This is a genomic window from Streptomyces sp. LUP30, assembly GCF_001746365.1.
Classification (GTDB): domain Bacteria; phylum Actinomycetota; class Actinomycetes; order Streptomycetales; family Streptomycetaceae; genus Streptomyces.
Genome location: NZ_MJAJ01000011.1, coordinates 145005 through 165016, shown reverse-complemented (window position 1 = coordinate 165016; position 20012 = coordinate 145005). Strand labels below are relative to the sequence as shown.

18 protein-coding genes are annotated in these 20012 nt (G+C 69.9%); 9 read left to right on the top strand and 9 right to left on the bottom strand.

Annotated elements, in window-relative coordinates:
- The 8 genes from BG482_RS12650 to BG482_RS12615 all read right to left on the bottom strand — a co-directional run.
- A partial coding sequence (locus BG482_RS12650) for a histidinol-phosphate transaminase (protein WP_069769070.1) occupies window positions 1-1429 on the bottom strand: 1429 nt, incomplete at its 3' end.
- A gap of 181 nt (window positions 1430-1610) precedes the next feature.
- Window positions 1611-2657: an aldose epimerase family protein gene (locus tag BG482_RS12645; RefSeq protein ID WP_069769069.1), complete on the bottom strand. Its 1047-nt coding sequence runs from the start codon at window positions 2655-2657 to the stop codon at window positions 1611-1613.
- Between the two features lie 102 nt (window positions 2658-2759).
- The gene (gene mmsB / locus BG482_RS12640) at window positions 2760-4007 is read right to left on the bottom strand and encodes a multiple monosaccharide ABC transporter permease (RefSeq protein WP_069769068.1); all 1248 of its coding nucleotides are present in this window, start codon (window positions 4005-4007) and stop codon (window positions 2760-2762) included.
- Window positions 4004-5554: a multiple monosaccharide ABC transporter ATP-binding protein gene (mmsA, locus tag BG482_RS12635; protein WP_069769067.1), complete on the bottom strand. Its 1551-nt coding sequence runs from the start codon at window positions 5552-5554 to the stop codon at window positions 4004-4006. Before mmsA ends, mmsB begins: the two co-directional genes overlap by 4 nt.
- A gap of 32 nt (window positions 5555-5586) precedes the next feature.
- Window positions 5587-6693, bottom strand: coding sequence for a multiple monosaccharide ABC transporter substrate-binding protein (gene chvE, locus BG482_RS12630; RefSeq protein ID WP_069769087.1), 1107 nt, complete (start codon window positions 6691-6693; stop codon window positions 5587-5589).
- A gap of 142 nt (window positions 6694-6835) precedes the next feature.
- The gene (locus BG482_RS12625) at window positions 6836-7807 is read right to left on the bottom strand and encodes a hypothetical protein (protein WP_069769066.1); all 972 of its coding nucleotides are present in this window, start codon (window positions 7805-7807) and stop codon (window positions 6836-6838) included.
- A gap of 121 nt (window positions 7808-7928) precedes the next feature.
- Entirely contained in the window at window positions 7929-8933 is a 1005-nt protein-coding gene (locus BG482_RS12620; RefSeq protein ID WP_069769065.1) for a zinc-binding dehydrogenase, read from the bottom strand.
- Window positions 8930-10087 (bottom strand): mandelate racemase/muconate lactonizing enzyme family protein, encoded by a 1158-nt coding sequence (locus BG482_RS12615; protein WP_069769064.1) that lies wholly within the window; start codon window positions 10085-10087, stop codon window positions 8930-8932. Before BG482_RS12615 ends, BG482_RS12620 begins: the two co-directional genes overlap by 4 nt.
- Before the next feature lie 255 nt (window positions 10088-10342).
- On the opposite strand from BG482_RS12615, the gene BG482_RS12610 reads away from it, so the two are divergent.
- From BG482_RS12610 to yjfF, 6 genes are all read left to right on the top strand, one after another.
- A complete protein-coding gene (locus BG482_RS12610; RefSeq protein WP_176741359.1) occupies window positions 10343-11272 on the top strand; it encodes a hypothetical protein in 930 nt (309 codons plus the stop codon).
- Between the two features lie 661 nt (window positions 11273-11933).
- Window positions 11934-12980, top strand: coding sequence for a LacI family DNA-binding transcriptional regulator (locus tag BG482_RS12605; protein ID WP_069769063.1), 1047 nt, complete (start codon window positions 11934-11936; stop codon window positions 12978-12980).
- A 135-nt stretch (window positions 12981-13115) separates the two neighbouring features.
- Window positions 13116-14123, top strand: a complete 1008-nt coding sequence (locus BG482_RS12600) for an ABC transporter substrate-binding protein (RefSeq protein ID WP_069769062.1) — start codon at window positions 13116-13118, stop codon at window positions 14121-14123.
- Window positions 14124-14220: 97 nt separating this feature from the next.
- The gene (locus BG482_RS12595) at window positions 14221-15753 is read left to right on the top strand and encodes a sugar ABC transporter ATP-binding protein (protein ID WP_069769061.1); all 1533 of its coding nucleotides are present in this window, start codon (window positions 14221-14223) and stop codon (window positions 15751-15753) included.
- Complete coding sequence (locus BG482_RS12590) at window positions 15750-16871, top strand: ABC transporter permease (RefSeq protein ID WP_069769060.1); 1122 nt, start codon at window positions 15750-15752, stop codon at window positions 16869-16871. The genes BG482_RS12595 and BG482_RS12590 overlap by 4 nt, the downstream gene beginning before the upstream one ends.
- On the top strand, window positions 16871-17905 hold the full coding sequence (gene yjfF, locus BG482_RS12585; protein ID WP_069769059.1) for a galactofuranose ABC transporter, permease protein YjfF: 1035 nt from the start codon (window positions 16871-16873) through the stop codon (window positions 17903-17905). Before BG482_RS12590 ends, yjfF begins: the two co-directional genes overlap by 1 nt.
- 12 nt (window positions 17906-17917) lie before the next feature.
- Here the strand turns inward: yjfF and BG482_RS12580 are convergent, their stop codons facing one another.
- Complete coding sequence (locus BG482_RS12580) at window positions 17918-18310, bottom strand: ATP-binding protein (protein WP_069769058.1); 393 nt, start codon at window positions 18308-18310, stop codon at window positions 17918-17920.
- A 182-nt stretch (window positions 18311-18492) separates the two neighbouring features.
- On the opposite strand from BG482_RS12580, the gene BG482_RS12575 reads away from it, so the two are divergent.
- The 3 genes from BG482_RS12575 to BG482_RS12565 are packed head-to-tail and all read left to right on the top strand — an operon-like array spanning window position 18493 to window position 20008.
- The gene (locus BG482_RS12575) at window positions 18493-19035 is read left to right on the top strand and encodes a GntR family transcriptional regulator (protein WP_069769057.1); all 543 of its coding nucleotides are present in this window, start codon (window positions 18493-18495) and stop codon (window positions 19033-19035) included.
- Window positions 19032-19826, top strand: a complete 795-nt coding sequence (locus BG482_RS12570) for a GntR family transcriptional regulator (RefSeq protein ID WP_069769056.1) — start codon at window positions 19032-19034, stop codon at window positions 19824-19826. Before BG482_RS12575 ends, BG482_RS12570 begins: the two co-directional genes overlap by 4 nt.
- A 2-nt stretch (window positions 19827-19828) precedes the next feature.
- Complete coding sequence (locus tag BG482_RS12565; protein WP_370745776.1) at window positions 19829-20008, top strand: hypothetical protein; 180 nt, start codon at window positions 19829-19831, stop codon at window positions 20006-20008.
- Window positions 20009-20012: the final 4 nt, after the last annotated feature.

Here is a 20012-nt window from a genome sequence, read left to right as displayed (position 1 = left end):
GGGGGGGGGGGGGGGGGGGGGGGGGGGGGGGGGGGGCGGGGGCGGGCACGGACTGGGGGAAGACCTGTGCCGCGGCCGGCATCGGTATCCCGGCGCCCTCGGACGGCGCGGGCTGCGGCATCGCGGCCGGCATCGCCGCGGCGACGGCGGCCGGGGCCGCCGGGGCGGCCGCGACCAGCCCGGGCCCTCCGGCCCCCATGGCCTGAGCGGCCAGGCCCGGCATACCCGCCCCGTTGGTGACCAGCCGGTCCACCGCCGCCGTGCCCGAGCTGTAGCTCGTCCCGACGCTCAGCTCGGGCACGGCGGCTCCCCTCCTGGTCCCGTAGAGCACCTGCTCCAGGCCGGACACCAGGCGACGCACGTCGACCTGGGGGCGCACCACGAGTCTCAGGAAGCGGCTCGACGAACCGATCTTGTTGCCGCACTCGCGCACCAGGATGCGGTGCTCGGCGAGCATCCGGTCGCGGACCACGGTGCCCTCGGCGCCCACGGGAAGGCGCACGAAGAGGAAGTTGCCCTGGGAGGGGTAGACGGTCAGGCCCGGCAGCGCGGAAAGCTGGCTCGCCATGTCGAGCCGGTCCCGGCGCACCTGCAACAGGCTCTGCGCGTACTCGGGTCCGTGCTCCTTGAGCATGAACACCACGTACTCGGCGAAGGCGTTGAGGTTCCACTTCGGCAGCATCGAGCGGATCCGGCCGGCCAGCGACGGGTTGGCGACCATGTAGCCGAAACGGATGCCGTGCAGGCCGAAGTTCTTGCCCAGGCTGCGCAGCACGATGACGTTCGGCCGGATCATCGCCTCCTGCACGACGCTGGGTTCCTGTTCGGCGTCCGCGAACTCCAGGAACGACTCGTCGATGACGATCAGGTCCAGGTCGGCCATCGCGTCCATGAACTGCACGAGGGCGCGCTTGGGCAGGAATCCGCCGTCGGGGTTGTTCGGGTTGCAGATGACGGCGGCCCGGGTGCCCCGGGTCCGGATGAACTCGGCGTACTGCGCGAGGTCCAGGGCGAAGCCGCTGGACTCCTGGAGCGGGAACATGTCGACCCGCTTGCCGGTCTCCATCGGCTGGTCGGTCCAGCGGCCGAAGGTGGGGACGGGCACGGCGAGCGACTCACGGACCAGCAGATGGTCGATCCAGGTGATCAGCTCGGTCGACCCGTTGCCCATCGCCACGGCCTGCGGCGGGAGTTGGAGCAGGTTGCACAGTTCGGCCGTGATCGTGTCGGCGCTGCTCGGGTAGTACGTGATGATGTCCCGCAGCCGGGCGGCCATGGTCTCGATCATGGCCGGGGTGGGGAAGTACGGGTTGCACGGGATGCAGAAGTCCACCGGGCCGACTCCCTCGCCGCCCTCGCGTGTCAGCGCCGCCATCGACGGGCTGTGCGCCGCGCTGTTGCGGAACAACGAGGAGACGTTGTCGGCCATGGAACCTCCGTATGGGGCGGACCCGGCGGGGCGACCGGGCCCGTCGTCATGGGGTGGCCCGCGCGGGGGAGCGCGGGCCGCTCTTACATACGGAGGTGTCGGCGGCGCTGTTCAACCGCTGAGGAATCGGTAGGAAATTGTGGTTTAACCGTGAAGGAGGCCCGTCGGCGAGGGCGGTGGGTCAGGCGCCGAACGAGTGGACCGTCGTCGTCCGGTAGACCTCCCCCGGCCGCAGCACGGTGCTCGGGAAATCCGGCTGACGGGGGGAGTTCGGGTAGTGCTGGGTCTCCAGGCAGAGCGCGTCGCCCTGGCGGTAGGTATGACCGCCAGGTCCGACGAGGCTGCCGTCGAGGAAGTTGCCCGAGTAGAACTGCAGCCCCGGCTCGGTGGTCGCGATCGTCAGCGTGCGGCCGGAGGCGGGGTCGCGCAGGACGGCGGCGGGCTCGGGCCGGGCGGTGAGGCCCTTGTCGAGGACGTAGTTGTGGTCGACGCCCTTGCTGTGCAGCAGCTGCTCGTGGGCGACCCGCAGGTCCCGGCCGACCGGCTTGGCCGTGCGGAAGTCGAAGGGGGTGCCGGCGACGTCGGCCGGCTCGCCGGTGGGGATGAGCCCCGCGTCCACGGGCAGGTAGCGGGAGGCGGCGATCTCCAGCTCGTGGTCGTGCACCGAGCCGCTGCCCTCCCCGGCCAGGTTCCAGTAGACGTGGCTGGTCAGGTTGACCACGGTGGCCCGGTCGGTGGTGGCCTCGTAGTCGATGCGCCAGTCGCCGCCGGAGGTGAGGGTGTACGTCACCCGCACCTGGAGCGTGCCCGGGTAGCCCATGTCGCCGTCGGGGCTGGTCAGCCGCAGGCGCAGACCGACGTCCGGGCCCTCGGTGAACGGCTCGACCTGCCAGAGGCGCCGGTCGAAGCCCTCTTCGCCGCCGTGCAGACTGTGGTCCCCGTCGTTGCGGGGCAGCTGGTGGCTCTCGCCGTCCAGGGTGAAGCGGCCCTCGGCGATGCGGTTGCCGAACCGGCCGATCAGCGCCCCGAAGTACGGGCTGCCGGCGACGTAGTCCTCGACGGAGCCGAACCCGAGGGAGACGTTCGCGTACCGGCCGTGCCGGTCGGGGATCTCCAGGGACTGCACGATCCCGCCGTAGTCGAGGACCTTCAGCCGGGTCCCGCCGTTCTCCAGCGACCAGCTGGAGACCTCGGCGCCGTCGGCCAGCCTGCCGAAGAACGTCTTCACCGCATTCCCGCCTTCCACTTCCCGCTCCCCTCCGTCCCCGGGGACGGAGCCCGGTCCTGAGAACAGAGCGGGCCCCGCCTTCCGGCGGGGCCCGCTACCGGTTCAGGAACCGGACTTGCGCTTGTTCCACACGTCGAACCCGACCGCGATCAGCAGGGCGAGACCCTTGATGACCTGCTGCCAGTCGGTGCCGACGCTCAGCAGGTTCATGCCGTTGTTCAGCACACCGAGGACGAGACCACCGATGATCGCGCCGAGCACGGTGCCGACGCCGCCGCTCATCGACGCACCGCCGATGAACGAGGAGGCGATCGCCTCGAGTTCGAAGCTGAGGCCGGCCTTGGGCGAGGCCGCGTTCAGCCGGGCGGCGACCACCAGACCCGCGAGGGCCGCGAGCACGCCCATGTTCAGGAAGACGAAGAAGGTGACCTTCTTGTCCTTCACGCCGGACAGCTTCGCCGCGGGCAGGTTGCCGCCGATGGCGTAGATGTGCCGGCCGAAGACGGCGTTGCGCATGATGTAGCCGTAGCCCACGACCAGCACGCCCAGGATGATCAGGATGATCGGCGCGCCCTTGTAGCTGGCGAGCAGCATCGTGACCGTGAGGACCGCGGCGGCGATGGCGACGAGCTTGAGCAGGAAGAGGTTCAGCGGCACCACGTCGAGCGAGAACTCCTGCTGGCGCTTGCGGTCGCGGACCTCCTGGAGGACCACGAAGGCCAGCAGGGCGAAGCCCAGCAGCAGTGTGATGTTGTGGTAGTTGGTGTTCGGTCCCACCGCGGGCAGGAAGCCGTTGCCCATCTTCTGCAGACCGTCGGGGAACGGGCCGAGGGTCTGGCCCGCCAGGAGGATCTCCGTCAGACCGCGGAAGAGCAGCATGCCCGCGAGGGTGACGATGAAGGAGGGTATGCCGAGATAGGCGATCAGGAAGCCCTGCACCGCGCCGGCCACCGCGCCGACGACCAGACACAGCACCAGCGCGAGGGGCCACGCCACGTCGTGCTGCACCGTGAGGACGGCCGCGAAGGCGCCCACGAACGCCGTCACCGATCCGACCGACAGGTCGATGTGACCCGCGATGATCACCAGCATCATGCCGATCGCGAGGATCAGGATGTAGCTGTTCTGCAGCACCAGGTTGGAGACGTTGCGCGGGAGCAGCAGGTCGCCGCCGGTCCACACCTGGAACAGGATGACGAGCAGGCCGAGCGCGATCAGCATGCCGTACTGGCGCATGTTGCGCCGCAGCCCGTCGAGGATCAGCTGCAGCAGCCCGCCGCCGGTGGCTGAGCCTCCGCTCTTGCCGGGCGGCGCGGCCGCCGGGCTCTTGTCCGTCACGTCCGTGCTCATCGCGATACCTCTTTGTCCTTCGTCATCTGACGCATCAGCACTTCCTGCGTGGCCTCGGCCCGCGGGAACTCGCCCGTGAGCCGTCCGGCGGCCATCGTGTAGATGCGGTCGCACATGCCGAGCAGTTCGGGCAGCTCGGAGGAGATGAAGACGACCGCCTTGCCCTGGGCGGCCAACTGGTCGATGACCGTGTAGATCTCGAACTTGGCGCCGACGTCGATACCGCGCGTGGGCTCGTCCAGGATCAGCACGTCGGGACCCGCGAAGATCCACTTGCTGAGGACGACCTTCTGCTGGTTGCCGCCGGACAGCTTGCCCACCGGCTCGAAGACGGTCGGGGCCTTGATGTTCATCGACTTGCGGTAGCCCTCGGAGACCTGCCGCTCCTCGTGCTCGTCGACCACGCCCCGCTTGGCGACCTTGTCCAGGGCCGTCAGCGAGATGTTGCGGTTGATCGTGTCGATGAGGTTGAGGCCGTAGTGCTTGCGGTCCTCGGTGACGTACGCGATCCCGTGCCCGATGGCCTCGGCCACCGTCTTGGTACGGATCTCCTTGCCGTCCTTGAGGACCGTGCCGCCCGCGTGCCGGCCGTAGCTGCGCCCGAAGACGCTCATGGCCAGCTCGGTGCGGCCCGCGCCCATGAGGCCCGCGATGCCGACGATCTCCCCGCGGCGCACCTGGATCGACACGTCGTCGACCACCTTGCGCTGCTGGTCGATCGGGTGGTGCACGGTCCAGTCGCGGATCTCCAGGGCCGGAGCCGCGCCCTTCTCCGGCTCGTGCGGGGTGCGCTCGGGGAAACGGTGGTCGAGGTCGCGGCCGACCATGCCGCTGATGATCCGGTCCTCGGTCGTCTCCGCCGACTTCACGTCGAGCGTCTCGATCGAGTGCCCGTCGCGGATGATCGTCACCGAGTCCGCGACCTTGCGGATCTCGTTGAGCTTGTGGGAGATGATGATCGAGGTGATGCCCTGCTTCTTCAACTCCAGGATGAGATCCAGGAGTTTGCCGCTGTCCTCGTCGTTCAGGGCCGCCGTCGGCTCATCCAGGATGAGCAGTTTCACCTTCTTCGACAGCGCCTTCGCGATCTCCACGAGCTGCTGCTTGCCCACGCCGATGTCGGCGACGCGGGTCTCCGGGTGGTCGTCGAGACCGACCCGGCGCAGCAGCTCCGTGGCGTGCCGCAGGGTCTCCCGCCAGTCGATGAACCCGCTCTTGGCGTGTTCGTTGCCGAGGAAGATGTTCTCCGCCAGGGAGAGGTACGGCGACAGCGCCAGCTCCTGGTGGATGATGACGATGCCGTGCTGCTCGCTCGCCCGGATGTCCTTGAACTGGACGACCTCTCCCTCGAAGAGGATGTCGCCCTCGTAGCTGCCGTGGGGATGGACGCCGGAGAGCACCTTCATCAAGGTGGACTTCCCGGCGCCGTTCTCACCGCAGATGGCATGGACCTCGCCCTGACGGACAGTCAGTGTGACGTCCGACAGCGCTTTGACGCCGGGAAAGGTCTTGACGATCGAGCGCATTTCCAGGACGGGTCCCGCCATGGTCGTGCCTTCCAATCCGTAAGGTTCGACGCTTACTTGAGCTGGTCCGCCGTGTAGTAACCGCCGTCGACGAGCTCCTTCTGGTAGTTCGTCTTGTCGACGCTCACCGGCTGGAGCAGGTAGGCGGGAACGACCTTGGTGCCGTTGTCGTACGACTTGGTGTCGTTGATCTCCGGCTTCTTGCCGTTGAGGGTCGCGTCGACCATGTCCGTGGCGACCTTGGCGAGCTTGCGCAGGTCCTTGTAGACGGTCATGGACTGCTGGCCTGCGATGATCGACTTCACGGAGGCCAGCTCGGCGTCCTGGCCGCTGATGACCGGCAGGGGCTTGGCGGCGGAGCCGTAGCCGTCGGACTTCAGCGCGGCGATGATGCCGATGGAGATGCCGTCGTAGGGCGAGAGGACCGCGTCGACCCGGCCGCTCTTGTACGACGAGGTGAGGATGTCCTCCATGCGCTTCTGGGCGGTGGCGCCGTCCCAGCGCAGGGTGGTGACCTGGTTCATCTTGGTCTGGCCGGACTTGACCACGAGCTTCTTGCTGTCGATGTACGGCTGGAGCACGCTCATCGCACCGTTGAAGAAGTACTTGGTGTTGTTGTCGTCGTTGGAGCCGGCGAACAGCTCGATGTTGAACGGGCCCTTCCCGGACGCCAGACCCAGCTTGTCGGCGAGGTAGCCGGCCTGGAGCTTGCCGACCTTCTCGTTGTCGAAGGACGCGTAGTAGTCGACGTTCTTCGTGCCGAGGATCAGGCGGTCGTAGGAGATGACCGGGATCTTGGCGTCGGCGGCCTGCTGGAGCACGCTGTTCAGCGACTTGTTGTCGATGGCCGCGATGATCAGCGCCTTCACACCCTGGGTGATCAGGTTCTCGATCTGCGAGACCTGCTGCTCGGGGTCGTCCTCGCCGAAGACCAGCTTGGTCTTGTAGCCCTTGGCCTTCAGGTCCTTCTCGACGTTGGCGCCGTCGGTGATCCAGCGCTCGGAGGACTTGGTCGGCATCGCGATGCCGATGGTCCCGCCCTTGGCGTCACCCTTGTCCTCCTTGCTGCCGCCTTCGCCGGACTGCCCGCAGGCGGTCAGGGTCAGGGCGAGGGACGCGGCTCCGGCTATGGCGGCGAGGGCAGCTCTGCGGTTACGCATGATCATCATCCTTGATGTGTGTGCAGTGATCGGTCTCGCGCTGAGAAGGACGCCTCCGGAGTGAGCGCCGGAAAGACCGAGAAGCGATGTGTGGGATTCTGCGCGCCTGTGTCGGCTTCTGTGAAGCGAGGTTTCCGGAACGTTATGACGTCATGTCGAACCTGTGCAGTTCGCCGGGCAGTCGCGAGCCGAGCGGGGCCATGTCGCCATCGGCTCCGTGGCGCGCGAGCAGGTCGAGCGCGAGCCGTCCGCGGCGCACCCGCTCGCGGGCGGTGGAGAGCGCCAGATCGCGCATGTGGTGGCCGTACGGGTAGATTCCCGGGGCCTTGGACAGGCCGAACTTCAGATAGAGCGGCGCACCGCGCCGGATCAGCTCGGCGACCTCGTACATGCGGATGTAGCCGCCGAGGTCGTCGGGGGCCTCGATGTACATGTCCATGGGAGCGCCCGACACCCGCCGGATCTCCGTGAGGTGATCGAGCGTCAGGTCGCTGGGCACGTTGACCGAGTCCGCGCCGAGACGCTCGTAGACCGCGTACGCCGCCGGGTTGACGGGACCGATGAGCGCCGACACCTTCAGCGTCGTGTCGGCCGGGATGATGCCCGCCGCACGGGCGCGGTGCAGCGTCCACAGGACCCCCTCGTCGGCGACGAGCAGGCACTTGACGCCCAACTCCGTTGCCCGCACCGCGTCTTCGACGCACCCGGCGACGGCGTCGTGGCCGCGGGCACGCAGTCCGCCGCCCTTGGAGTCGGTACGGGTCGAGCCGCCGATGTCCCAGGTGCCGCGCGGGCCGGTGAACAGGCAGAGCTCGATGTCGCGCTCACCCGTGGCCTCGACCATCTCGGTGATCTCGGCGTCGGTCAGCATCCACACGCCGCTGCCCTGGCTGATCCGGTGGATCGGCACGTCGAGGCGCGAGGCTTCCTTCAGGATGACCGCCAGCGCTTCGGGACCCTCGCACGAAGGGACCTCGGTGCGCCAGCGGCCGCCGCCCGGGAACTCATGGGGAGAGGCGTCGTCGGGGTCGAGGGCGGGCGCGCCCAGGCCGAGGGTGGTGAGCGCCTGCTCACCGGGTCGGCGGGCTGCCGGGGTGGAAGCGTCGGTGGTCACATGCCGTCCTTCGTGTTCGATATTTCGGTCAGGGTTCGCGGCTCAGGTCATACGGGGTTTGGTTGTACGCCGGCACGGGGACCGTCAGGTCGTCCTGTGCCGGCGTACGGCTCGGCGGTGCCTACGGCCTGAGCAGCACCTTGCCCACCTTCGGGTCACCGGACCCCACGAGCTCGATGGCCTCGGAGAACTCGGCCAGCGGAAGCTCGTGCGTGACCAGCGGCAGCGGATCCAGCAGTCCCGCCCCGAACACCCGGACGGTGTGCGACCAGGCGTCCGGCGGCGCGCCGAAGACGGTGTGCACCTCCAGCTGGCGTACGACCAGGTCCGTCGGGTCGAGCCCGTCCGCGCCGGCCGCCGGGATCCCCGTCAGCACCAGCCGTCCGCCCCGCCGCAGCAGCGAGGCCGCGGTCCGTGCGGCGGACGCCGATCCAGCGGTCTCGATGACGACGTCGAAGTCGTCCGGCAGTTCCTCGTCCCGGGTGCGGAAGCCGGAGGCGCCGAACTGCCGGGAGAGACCCTCGCGGTCCCGGCGCGTGCCCACGACCAGCAGCTCGGCGGGCGAGCCCGCCTTCAGGAACTGCACGGCGAACATGCCCAGCGTTCCGGTGCCGACGACGGCCACCTTCTCGCCGGGCAGCGCCCGCGCCTTGATGGCGGCGGCCGCGATGCAGGCGGCCGGCTCCAGCAGGGCGGCGGCGGTGAGGTCGGCGTCGTCCGGGAGGGCGTGCAGCAGCCGGGCCGGGAGGGTGAGGGTGGCGGCCATGGCCCCCGGCTGGGTGAAGCCGGTCTCCTCGTACCCGTCCGTGCACAGCGTCGTCTCGCCCGCGTGACAGCGGTCGCAGACCTGGCAGTTGCGGAAGCCCTCGCCCACCACCTTGCGGCCGACGAGCGACGCGGGGACCCCGGCGCCGACCGCCTCGACCGTCCCGGACCACTCGTGGCCGGGGGTCAGCGGGTAACGGACGTACCCCTCGGGCCGGTTGCCCTGGTACACCTCGCGGTCGCTGCCGCAGATGCCGGTGGCGTGGACGCGCACCAGCGCCTCACCGGCCTCCGGCCGCCGCGGCTCGTGCGGGACGAGCCGGTGCTCGCCCGGCCCGTCGACGACGACAGCGGTGCTCACTTGCTGCCCTTCGGCTTGCGCTGCTCCCAGCCCTCGGCCCAGAGGTCGAAGCGGGCCTGCTGCTGCGGGAACTCGGCGGCGGCGTCCACGTCCAGCTCGACGCCGAGGCCGGGCTTGTCGGAGAGGTGGAAGTAGCCGTCGATCACCTCGGGCGCGCCCTTGACGACCTTCTTGATCTCCGCGTCCGCGAAGTCGTTGAAGTGCTCGAGGATCTTGAAGTTCGGGGCGGTGAAGCCGACCTGCAGGGAGGCGGCGGTGAGCACCGGGCCGCCGACGTTGTGCGGGGCCACCAGCATGTAGTGGGTCTCCGCGGTCGCGGCCAGCTTGCGCGTCTCCCAGATGCCGCCGATGTGGCCGACGTCCGGCTGGATGATGTCGACGGCCTGGCTCTCGAAGAGCTCGCGGAACTCGATGCGGTCGTGGATGCGCTCACCGGTGGCGACCGGGATGTCGACCTTGGCGGCGACCTTCTCCAGGGCCTTCAGGTTCTCCGGCGGGCACGGCTCCTCCAGCCACGCGGGCTTGAAGGGCGCGAGCTCGTTGGCGAGCCGCACGGCGGTGGCGGGGGAGAAGCGGCCGTGCATCTCCAGCATCAGCTCGGCGTCCGGCCCGATGGCGTCGCGCACGGCCTCGATGAGCGAGACGGCGTACAGGGACTGCTGGTGGTCGAGCTCGAAGTGCCCGGTGCCGAAGGGGTCGATCTTGAGCGCCTTGTAGCCGCGCTCCATGACGCCCTTGGCGGCCTTGTGGTAGGCCTCCGGCGTCCGCTCGGTGGTGTACCACCCGTTGGCGTACGCCTTGACCTTGTCGGTGACCTTGCCGCCGAGGAGCTGCCAGACCGGCACGCCGAGAGCCTTGCCCTTGATGTCCCAGCAGGCCATCTCGATGACGGCGATGCCGGACATCACGATCTCGCCGGCGCGCCCGTAGTCGCCGTACTTCATCCGGCGGGCGAGGTCCTCGACAGCGAACGGGTCGGACCCGAGAATGTGGTTGGCCTCTGCCTCCTTCAGGTAACCGAGCAGCGCGTCGGTGTGGCCCAGCATGCGGGTCTCTCCGACACCCGTGATGCCCTCGTCGGTGTGCACCAGGACGTAGGTCAGGTTCCGCCACGGCGTCCCGACGACGTGCGTGCTGATTCCGGTGATGCGCACGGAAGTAACCCTTCGGCTGTTCGAGATTTCGTCACACGTTCGAAATGCTGACCAGACAGTAAAGACGGCGCGAGCGGAGTGTCAATGGGTCGAACGGGTAACGGTTTCGCCAGTCTTGCCGACCGTTTCGACTTCTGAGACACCGCCGTGTGGGGCAGGTCACTCGATCCGGCGTGCCCTATGGCCGGTTTCCCACACAACTTTCACACGGTGACCCGGGAACGCGGCCGTCCAGGAACTTAGTCTCTCCGCGTCATGGACTACTGCCACCCGTGCCGACGGCACCTCAACGGCGCCCTCGCCTGCCCGGGATGCGGCGCACCCGCCGGACAGCTACGCGCGTATCCGCAGAGCGCGTACGACCCGGAGCCGCAGCTGCACGACCCGCGGGCGCCACGGTACGAGCCGCAGCCGTATGCGCCGGAGCCCCACGCGCCCGAACCGTACGCGCCGGAACCGTACGGGGGGCCCGGTCCCGGCGAGCCGGCGGCCGAGCACGACGCCCGCGAGGAGCACGACGCTCGCGACGAGGACGACGACTGCCATCAGCTCGGTGACCACGGCGACGGCGAAGCCGAGGGCGATGAGCCGCAGGGCCGGGCCGCGCGCCGCCGCGAGCAGGGGCGCGGCGGTCGGCGGGGTCCCGGCGGGGCCCCGGCCGCACCGGACGCGAGCCGACGCGACCGCAAGGCCTCCGTCCACCGTCGACGCCGTAAGCGCGTGGTGCTGATCGGCGTCGGCTTCGCCCTGGCCGCGGGCGGGCTCAGCCTGGCCGAACTCGGCGTGGACGCCCCGGGGTTCTCCTCGCCGGCCAACCCGGCGGCGGCCGGAGGCGAGTCGTCCGAGCTCGACGGTTCGACGCCGGCGCCGAGCGTGTCCGCGCAGCCGCTGGACGACCGGACGGACACCGGCGCGGGCAAGGCCTCGCCCTCCCCCGACGCCTCCGCGTCGCCGTCGGTGTCGGCGTCGGCCTCCGCGACGGGTGGGACGGTCGCGCCGAGCCCCGGCAAGCAGGCCCAGTCGGGCAACCTTCCCGGTTCCTCGGGGTCGACGCCCGGTGCGGGGGCTCCCTCGGACCCGGCCGACTCGGGTTCCACCGCGACCCCCCGGCCGACGGCGTCGGGCGCCTCCCCGCAGCCCTCGCCGTCACAGACGTGCACGCGCTTTCTGTGGTGGTGCTCCTAGAGCCGAGGCCGTTCCTCGCGCCGGATGCCGACCCGCGTGGACGGTTGTCCAGGGTGATGTGCTCGTCGTCCTCGTGGCTGGACCTCACCCCGCGCCTGTCCGGATTTCGTATGGCGTCGGGCGTCGGAGGCGCTTGCGGGAGGGGGATCGTCGCTCGCGCGGGATGCCGGGGGCTCGCGGGGGGCGCGATTTCGGCGTGCGCCGTCCGGCGGGCGCCGACCGCGTGGACGGTTCGTCCAGGGCGGTGTGCTCGTCGTCCCGGTGGCCGGACTTCACTCCGCCCGTGCCCGGATCCCGTGCCGCGGCGGGCGCGCGGGTCGTCGTCGGGTGGTCGGCGGGCGTCGGTGCCGTAGTCCGCTCTCACGGCCCTGACCAGGGGTTATGGCCCACAGCGCGACAGCGCGTTATGGAACCGTGACGACGATTGGCTGCAGCCCTCTTGACCGCCGTGAATTGTTAGCGCTCACAATGACCTCCGCATTCACCAGTCAACGCCCAACGTCGGCGGGGGAGGAACGAGCGTCGTGCTCACATCGCCTCGACTCGCCTTTTCCGCCAGTGCTGTTGGGCTCTCCGGGATCCCGGAGTGACGTCGGCGGCGCGGAACCGTCCGCCCGCAGCGCAGGCCGTGCCGAGCAACGAGAGTCAAGGAGGGGCGCCCGTGTCACACACCAGGCTTCGGCCGCCCACCATGGCCGACGTGGCGCGTCAGGCCGGCGTGTCCCACCAGACCGTGTCCCGTGTGCTGGGTGACCACCCCAACGTGCGGGACGCGACACGGGCCCGAGTGCTCCGGGCGATCGAGGAGATGGGCTATCGCCGCAACTTCTCCGCACGGGCACTGGCGACCCGGCGGACCCGGACGCTGGGCGTCGTCGCCTCCGACACCACCCTGTACGGGCCGGCCAGCACGTTGTTCGCGCTGGAGGAGGCGGCGCGGGCCGAGGGATACCTCGTCTCGACGGTCAGTCTGCGCAAACTGACCATGGAGAGTGTCTCCGAGGCCCTGGACCACCTCAGCGAGGGCGGGGTCGAGGGAGTGGTCGCCATCGCTCCGCAGCGGTCGGCGGTGGACGCCCTCGCCGAACTGCGCCACCCGTTCCCCGTGGTGATCGTGGGCGGCGGGCCGGGTGTGGACATCGCCGGCGTCAGCGTGGACCAGCATCTGGGGGCGCGGCTGGCCACCGGCCATCTGCTGGCCGCCGGCCACCGCACGGTCTGGCATCTCGCCGGGCCCGAGGAATGGCAGGAGGCGGCCGACCGGGCCGCCGGCTGGCGGGACACCCTCGAAACCGCGGGCGTCGAACCGCCCATGCTGCTGCGCGGCGACTGGAGTCCGCTGTCGGGCTACCGTGCGGGCCAGGAACTGGCCGGCTGGGTGGGCCGGGGGCTGACCGCGGTCTTCGTCGCCAACGACCAGATGGCGCTGGGGGTGTTGCGAGCCCTGCGCGAGGCGGGGGTGCGAACTCCCCAGGACGTCGCGGTGGTCGGCTTCGACGACATCCCGGAGGCGGAGTTCTTCGCTCCGCCGCTGACCACCGTCCGGCAGGACTTCTCGGCGGTGGGCAAGCGGGGCATCGCGCTCCTCCTGGACCTGATCGAGGGCCGGCCGGCCGCCACCGCTCCCCGGGTGGCGATCGAACCTCAACTCGTGGTCCGGGCCAGTACCTTCCCCTACGCCGCCCAGCCGGACGGCACACCCCTCTGACGACCCCGTCGGCCGACCCGCTCCGGCAGTGTGGCCGAAATCCCGAACAGTGATCGACAGGCTGGACGCAGTACAGCCGGTCCCGTCAAGTACCAGCAGGTCCGTCCCAGGGCCGGCTCTTCAAAGGAGAAGAACATGCTCAGCAGAAGGAACTTCCTCACCGCGGCGGTCGGAGTGGCGGCGGCGGGCGGTCTGACGGCCTGTGCCAAGAAGGACGACAACTCCTCCGGCTCCTCCTCCTCGGGCGGCAGCAAGACGATCACGCTGGGCTTCTCCCAGGTCGGTTCGGAGAGCGGCTGGCGCAGCGCCAACACCACCTCGGTGAAGGACGCGGCCAAGGAGGCCGGCTACAACCTCAAGTTCTCCGACGCGCAGCAGAAGCAGGAGAACCAGATCTCCGCGATCCGCAGCTACATCGCGCAGAAGGTGGACGTCATCGCCTTCTCGCCGGTCGTCGTCACCGGCTGGGACGCGGTTCTCAAGGAGGCCAAGGCCGCGAAGATCCCGGTCGTCCTCACGGACCGCTCGGTGGAGACCTCGGACGACTCCCTGTACGTCACGCTGGTCGGCTCCGACTTCACCGACGAGGGCCGCCGCGCCGGCAAGATCCTGGAGAAGGTGCTGGAGAAGGCCGGCCACAAGGGCCCGGTGAAGATCGCCCAGCTGGAGGGCACCACCGGCGCCGCCCCGGCGATCGAGCGCGCCAAGGGCTTCAAGGAAGTCATGGACGCCGACCACAAGGACGACTGGAAGATCGTCGTCAGCCAGACCGGTGACTTCACCCGCGCCGGCGGCAAGCAGGTCATGGCGGCCTTCCTGCAGTCGAACCCGGACATCAACGTCCTGTTCGCGCACAACGACGACATGGCCATCGGCGCCATCCAGTCCATCGAGGCGGCCGGCAAGAAGCCCGGCAAGGACATCCTGATCGTCTCGATCGACGGCGTGAAGGACGGCTTCGTGGCCATGTCCGAGGGCAAGATCAACGCCATCGTCGAGTGCAACCCGCTGCTCGGCCCGCAGCTGATGGACACCGTGAAGAAGGTCAAGGCCGGCGAGTCGGTCGAGCGCTGGATCAAGACCAAGGAGGGCGACTTCATGCAGGACCAGGCCAAGGCCGCGCTCCCGAGCCGCAAGTACTGAACCGACGCACCCACCGGCAGGGAGCCCGCGGCCGACCGAGCGCCATCGGTCCCGGGGCTCCCTGCGGGCCTGAACCAATCTCATGAGGAGCGCTGCCATGGCAGAGCCGCGGCCCGTCCTGGAAATGGCGGGCATAGTCAAGGAGTTTCCGGGGGTACGGGCTCTGTCGGACGTCGACTTCCGGCTCTTCCCCGGCGAGATCCACGCCCTGATGGGCGAGAACGGGGCGGGAAAGTCCACCCTCATCAAGGTGCTCACCGGCGTCTACTCCCTGGACGGCGGCACGATCACCCTGGACGGCCGGTCCGTGCGGATCGCCAGCCCGCTGCAGGCCCAGCAGGCCGGCATCAGCACGGTCTACCAGGAGGTCAACCTCTGCCCGAACCTGTCGGTGGCGGAGAACATCTTCATCGGGCGTGAACCGACCCGCATGGGCCGCATCCAGTGGAAGCGGCTGCGCCGGGAGGCGGCGGAGCTGGTGGACCGGCTCGGGCTGGACATCGACGTCGCCGCGCCCCTGTCCTCGTACCCGCTGGCCGTCCAGCAACTGGTCGCCATCGTGCGGTCGTTGAACACCGGCGACGGCGAGGGTCCCGGCACCAAGGTGCTGATCCTCGACGAGCCGACCTCCAGCCTCGACCGGGACGAGGTGCTCCAACTCTTCGCCCTGATGCGACGGTTGAAGGACGAAGGCGTCGCGATCCTGTTCGTCTCGCACTTCCTCGACCAGATCTACGAGGTCTGCGACCGGATGACCGTGCTGCGCAACGGCACCCTGGTCGGCGAGCACATGGTGAGCGACCTCGACCAGGTCGGTCTCGTCCAGCTCATGCTCGGCAAGGCCATGGGCCAGCTCGACGAGCTCCACGAACACCAGCTGCGCTCCGACGCGGGCGAGACCCTCGTCCAGGCGGACGGCCTCGGCAGGACCGGCGGCATCGCGCCCTTCGACCTGGAGATCAGGAAGGGCGAGGTGATCGGGCTCGCCGGTCTGCTCGGATCGGGCCGCACCGAACTCGCCCGGCTGCTCTTCGGCGCCGACCAGCCGGACACCGGCAAGGTGACGATCGGCGGCCGCCAGGTCTCCATGAGCGCCCCCAACGACGCCATCGGCGCGGGTGTCGCGTTCTGCTCCGAGAACCGCAAGAGCGAGGGCCTGGTGCCCGACCTGACGGTCCGGGAGAACATCATCCTGGCCCTGCAGGCCTCGCGCGGCTGGACCCGGCCGATCCCCATCGCCCAGCGCGACGAACTCGTCGCCAAGTACATCAAGGCGCTCGACATCCGCCCGGCCAACCCCGAGGCCAGGGTGGGCCAGCTCAGCGGCGGCAACCAGCAGAAGGTGCTGCTGGCCCGCTGGCTGATCACCCAGCCGAAGCTGCTGATCCTCGACGAGCCGACGCGCGGCATCGACATCGGCGCCAAGGCGGAGATCCAGAAGCTCGTCGTCTCGCTCTCCGAGGAGGGCATGTCCGTGCTGTACATCGCGGCCGAGCTGGAGGAGGTGCTCCGGCTCAGCCACACCATCGGGGTGCTGCGCGACCGCCGGCTGGTGGCGCAGATCGCCAACGGGCCCGAGATCACCACGAGCCGGATCCTGGAGACCATCGCGAGCGGAGAGCACCAGTGACCACGACTTCGACCACCTCTTCCCGGTGGCGGGCGCTGACCCGCCACCACCTGTTCTGGCCGGTGGCGGTGCTCGTCCTCCTGCTGCTCGTCAACGTCCCCTTCACCCCGGACTTCTTCTCGATCCGGATGGCGGACGGCCACCTCTACGGCAGCCTCGTCTCGATCGTGCTGTTCGGCTCGCCCCTCATCCTGGTGGCGGTCGGCATGACCCTGGTCATCGCCACCGGCGGCATCGACCTCTCCGTCGGCGCGGTGGTCGCCATCACCGGCGCGCTGGCCTGCTCGTACATCAGCGACCAGCACGATCAGGGCGCGCTGTCCGGAGTGTTGCTCGCGATGGGCCTCGGCCTGGTGGCCGCGGTGGTCTGCGGGCTGTGGAACGGCTTCCTGGTGGCCCGGATGGGCATCCAGCCGATCATCGCGACCCTGATCATCATGGTCGCCGGGCGCGGTGTGGCCCAGCTGATCACCGACGGCCAGATCATCACGATCAACAGCGAGCCCTACAAGCTGATCGGCGGCGGCTACTGGCTGACCCTGCCGTTCTCCATCTTCGTGGTGGCCGCCGTGGTCGCCGTCACCGTCGCGCTGACCCGGCGCACGGCGCTCGGCCTGCTGGTCGAGGCGGTCGGCGGCAACGCCGAGGCCAGCCGTCTGGTCGGCATCAGGTCCCGGCGCATCAAGATCATGGTCTACATGTTCTGCGCGCTGTGCGCGGGCATCGCCGGACTGATGATCAGCTCCAACACCTCGGCCGCCGACGGCAACAACGCCGGCCTGTGGATCGAACTCGACGCGATCCTCGCCGTGGTGATCGGCGGCACCTCACTGCTGGGCGGCCGGTTCTCCATCGGCGGCACGGTGGTGGGCGCCCTCGTCATCCAGACGCTGACCACCACGATCTACACCATCGGCGTGCCGACCCAGACCAACCTGGTCTTCAAGGCCGCCGTCGTCATCGTCGTCTGCCTGCTGCAGTCCCCGAAGTTCCGCGCCAAGGTCTTCGGTGCGAAGTTCGCCGCCCGGTTCGCGTCGAAGGGCGGCGCCAAGCCGACCGCGGCCACGGCCGACCCCGCCGCGGCGACCGAGGCCGCTCCCAAGATGGAGGTGTCGTGATGAGCGCGACCACCCAGAGCCCCACGGCCTCCGACAGCCGTACCCCGTCCTCGTCCCCGTCCCGGGCCGCCCGTCTGCTCGGCGACCGGCGGCTGCCCGTCGCGGTGACGGCCCTGCTCTTCCTGCTGATGTACGGCGGGGGCCTGGCCCGGTACCAGTACTACGGGTTCGCCGAACCGCAGGTCTTCCTGAACCTGTTCATCGACAACGGCTATCTGCTGGTCGCCGCGGTCGGCGTCACCTTCGTCATCCTGTCCGGCGGCATCGACCTGTCCGTCGGCTCGATGATCGGCTTCACGACGATGTTCACGGCCTGGCTGGTGGAGCGCCAGGGCCTGCCCCTGCTCGTCGTGGTCCCCATGGCGCTGGCGGTGGGCGCCTTCGGCGGCTTCCTGATGGGCTACGTGATCCACAACTTCGAGATCCAGCCCTTCATCGTGACCCTCGCCGGCCTCTTCCTCTTCCGCGGTCTGTGCCTGGTCATCAGCAAGGAGTCGATCTCCATCAGCGACTCCACGGTGAGCAGCATGGCCCAGGCGCAGGCCTCGCTGGGGATGGGGTTCCTGTCGATCGGCGCGATCGTCTCCCTCGTCGTCCTCGCCGTGGCGTTCTACGTCCTGCACTACACCCGCTTCGGCCGCCGGGTGTACGCGATCGGCGGCAACGAGCAGTCGGCGATGCTGATGGGTCTCCCGCAGGGCGGCACCAAGATCGCCGTGTACACGGTGAGCGGGTTCTGCTCGGCGCTCGCCGGTCTCCTCTTCACCCTCTACATCCAGTCCGGCGACCCGCTGCACGCGACCGGCATGGAGCTCGACGCGATCGCCGCGGTCGTCATCGGCGGCACACTGCTGACGGGCGGGTCCGGGTATGTCCTGGGCACCCTGTTCGGCGTCCTCGTGCTGGGACTGATCAAGAGCATCATCCAGTTCGAGGGCACGCTCAGCTCCTGGTGGACGAAGATCGCCACCGGTGTGCTGCTGTGCACGTTCATCCTGGTCCAGCGCTTCATGACGACCCGCAAGAAGGTCTGAGCCGCCCCGGCGTCACGGACCGCCGTCCGTCTTGAACACCACCCACACGGTCTTGCCGATGACGTGTTCGGTGACGCCCAGCTCGTCCGACACCTCTCGGGCCAGGTACAGACCCCGGCCCGAGCAGGCGTCCTCGGCCGGAGGGCCCGCGGGGGAGGGGTGGTCGCCGGTGTCGCGCACGGCGAGCCGCAGCAGCGGGCCGTCGAGGGTGAGCGTCACGCAGTACTGCCTGCCCGGAGGCACGCCGTGCAGCAGGGCGTTGGTGGCGAGTTCCGACGCGCACAGCGTGATGTCGTCCAGCCGGTCGAGGCAGTCCCAGTCCGTGAGGGCCTGGTGGACGAAGGTGCGTGCGGCCCCTACCGAGGCGCGCGAGCGGGGGAAACGACGTTGCCGTGACAAGGGCACGGGGGGCACCTCCGTGGTTCAGGGGCGTCCTGCGGCGACACCTTACTGTTGTTCGCGAAAGGCGACAAGGTGGTCCGGGGTGGCTGAGGGTGGCTCGAGGGTGGCGGTCGACGTACGCGGCACGTCGCCTACCGTGTAGGGCGGCAGGGTCGAAAGAACGGTCGGCCGTACAGGAGGACGTCGTGGGTGGGAGCGGTTGGGTCAGTACGTCGTTGCCGTATCTGACGCCCCGGCTCGCCGGGCAGGGCGACGCCTGGGCGGCCGAGGCCGCGGCGCGGGGGCGGCGAGGCGCCCAGCGCATCCTGCACGCCGGCGAGACGCCCGCGCCCGCCGAGGTGGCCGAGCTGTTCGGCGTCCCCGAGGGCGAGCCCGTCGTGGTGCGCCGCCGCCTGATCCTGCTCGACGACGAGCCCAGCGAGCTCACCGACACCTACTACCCGGTCGCCATAGCCGGCGGCACCCGGCTCGCCGGAACCGCCAAGATCCCCGGCGGCGCCCTCACCCTGCTCGCCGAACTCGGTCACGTCGGCGCCCTCGTCCGGGAGGACGTCACCGCCGGGATGCCGGACGAGGAGGAGCGCGAGGCCCTCGGCGCCGCCCCCGACGAGCCGGTCCTGCGGCTGATCCGGCTCACCCTGGACCGCGACGACCGGCCGATCCAGGTCGACCGTATGGTGATGCCTGCCCTACGGCAGAGGCTGCGCTACCAGATCAGGATCGGATGACCGTGCCCAAGGCAGACCCGGAAGCCGTCGACCGCCGCTCCCTGCACGAGCGCATCGCGGCCGATCTGCGCGACGACATCATGAGCGGAGAGCTCGCCCCCGGCGCCAACCTGCCCACGACCGCCCAGCTCAAGGAGCGCTTCGAGGCGTCGAGCGCGACCGTGCAGAAGGCCCTGCAGCTCCTCAAGGACGAGCGCCTGGTGGTCGGCCGGGCGGGCGCCGCCGTCACCGTCCGCGAACACCGCCAGCGCACGGTCCGGCCCGCCTCCCTGATGGCTCCGGGCGGCCCCGGGGAGCCCTACCGCTGGCTCGTCGAGGCGGCCAAGCACGGCACGCACGCCCGCACCGAGCTGCTGGACGTGACCGAGGGCCGCCCGCCCGCCGACGTCCGAGCCGCTCTCGGCCTCCCGGCGGACGGCGCGGCCATGCTGCGCCGCCAGATTCTCCTCGTCGACGACGAGCCAGCCGAGCTCGTGGAGGCCTACTACCCGCTGGACATCGCCCGGGGCACGCCCCTGGCCGAGGGGCGCAGGATCCGCGGCGGTGCCCCCGCCCTGCTGACCGCACTGGGGCACCCGCCCCGGCGCAGCACGGACCGCGTGTCCGCGCGGGTGCCCACCCAGGACCAGTACCGGGTCCTGCGCCTCACCAGCAGCATGCCGGTGCTGCGCACCCTGCGCGTCGTCACCGGTGACGACGGCCGACCCGTCGAGGTGACGGTGATGGTGAAGGCCGGCCATCTCTACGAGCTGCAGTACGAGTTCACGGCGGAAGACGGGGGTGGAGCGTGATCGTGCCGCTCCTGATCGGTGTCCTGGTCCTCGTCCTCGGCGGCTGCGCCTGCGTCTGGCGGGCGGCGCGGGCAGACGCCCCGCGCTGGGTGCGCGCGGCCGCGGCCGCGACCCTCGCCGCGGGCGAACTCGCGCGCCGCTCGCACCGCGACGGCCGCTCGCCCTCGAAGTCGGACGACTGAGGCG